At 60.8% G+C, this 1691-nt stretch carries 2 protein-coding genes; both read right to left on the minus strand.

The window, feature by feature from the left end:
• Positions 1 to 1075, minus strand: a 1075-nt coding sequence (locus V6C16_RS12550; RefSeq protein ID WP_333543365.1) for an aconitase family protein, incomplete at its 3' end; no start/stop codon positions are given.
• Positions 1076 to 1123: 48 nt separating this feature from the next.
• Positions 1124 to 1691, minus strand: a 568-nt coding sequence (locus V6C16_RS12555) for a LysE family translocator (RefSeq protein ID WP_333543366.1), incomplete at its 5' end; no start/stop codon positions are given.

Here is a 1691-nt window from a genome sequence, read left to right on the forward strand (position 1 = left end):
TGATGCCCTGATCGACCCACAGGCCGCCGTCGCGGATTTTGCCGCAGAGGTTGAGGCCCTTGGCGGCGTCGCCGAACTGGCGGCGGGCCTCGTCTTCCACATGGGCCAGCAGTTCGGGAGCGTGTTTTGCAACCTCGGCCACGGGGTAGGCGTTGCTGGGGTGGAAGGGCAGAGCTATCATGGGGACGATCTTGCCGAGATCAATGCGAATAAGGCCGTCATAGGCCGCCGGGCCTTCAAGGCGCAGTTCGGCGTAGTCGCCGGGGCGGCCATGCTTTTCAAGATAGCGGGCCACCTTGGCGTCTGTGGTCCAGATGGATGAAAGACAGGTGGTTTCGGTGGTCATGACGTCGATGCCGCAACGGTATTCCACCGAAAGGCCCTCCACGCCGGGACCCATAAATTCCAACACCTTGTTTTTCACAAAGCCGTTGTTGAAAACAGCGGCAATAAGGGCCAGGGCCACGTCCTGCGGGCCTACGCCGGGGCGTGGCGCGCCTTCGAGCCAGACGGCTATTTTCTGCGGGTCGGCCACGTCATAGGTCTTGCCGAGCAGTTGCTTGACCAGTTCTGGCCCGCCTTCGCCCACAGCCATGACGCCCAGCGCGCCATAGCGGGTATGGCTGTCTGAACCCAGGATCATTCCGCCGCATTTGGTCATCATTTCACGCACATACTGGTGAATAACCGCCAGATGCGGGGGCACGAAGATCCCGCCGTACTTCTGGGCGGCCGCAAGGCCGAAAAGATGATCGTCCTCGTTGATGGTTCCACCCACGGCGCAAAGGCTGTTGTGACAGTTGGTCAGGGCGTAGGGTACGGGAAATTCCGTAAGCCCGCTGGCCCGCGCCGTCTGGACAATGCCCACATAGGTGATGTCGTGCGACGCCATGGCGTCAAAGCGGATGCGCAGCACATTTTCCCCTTCCGGGGCTGTGTTGTGCGCGGCAAGAATGCGCGCGGCGAGGCTGTTTTTGCGCGCGGCCTCAACATCCACGCCCTTGGCGCGGGCCTCTTCGGCACTGCGTATGGTGTTTCCATCAATGACAACGGCATTGCTTATGAGTTCAATCATGGTGGCAGACCTTTTTGCTGAGTTTGAAGGTCGCTGGCGCGACGCTGGTTAGCGGGACTGCGCTGCGGCCAGTTTGAGACCGAAGGCTATGAAGATGAAACCTGTGAAGCGTTGCAGCCAGAGCTGAAAACGGCTGCTTTCAAAAACATGACGTACGCGCCCGAGCATGTAGGCCAGAGGCACGTACCAAAGCAGGCACAGGGCCGACAGTATGCCGCCCAGCTCAAGAAACTGCGGCGCAAGCGGCGCGTGCGGGTTCATGAATTGCGGCAGAAACGTCAGAAAAATGATAACGGCCTTGGGGTTCAGGGCATTGGTCAGAAAGCCCTGCCGGAAAAATGAAAACCACTGGCGGCCCGTAAGGCGCGGCGCTGATGCGGCTTTTTGCTTGCCGCCCTGTTCCGGGCCGGTTTTCTGCATGGTGTCTGTGGTCGGAGCGACCTTTACCACAGCCGCGCCGGTCTGGCGGCCGTGGCGCAGTGCCTGGATGCCGAGCCAGATAAGGTAGGCCGCGCCCGCGTATTTCAGAATGCTGAACCACAGCACGGACTGCGCGATAATGGCCGAGATTCCCAGCATGGCGGCCGTGGTGTGCACGCTGATGCCCAAGGCCACG

This window comes from Desulfovibrio sp. 1188_IL3213 (assembly GCF_036763145.1).
GTDB lineage: Bacteria > Desulfobacterota > Desulfovibrionia > Desulfovibrionales > Desulfovibrionaceae > Desulfovibrio.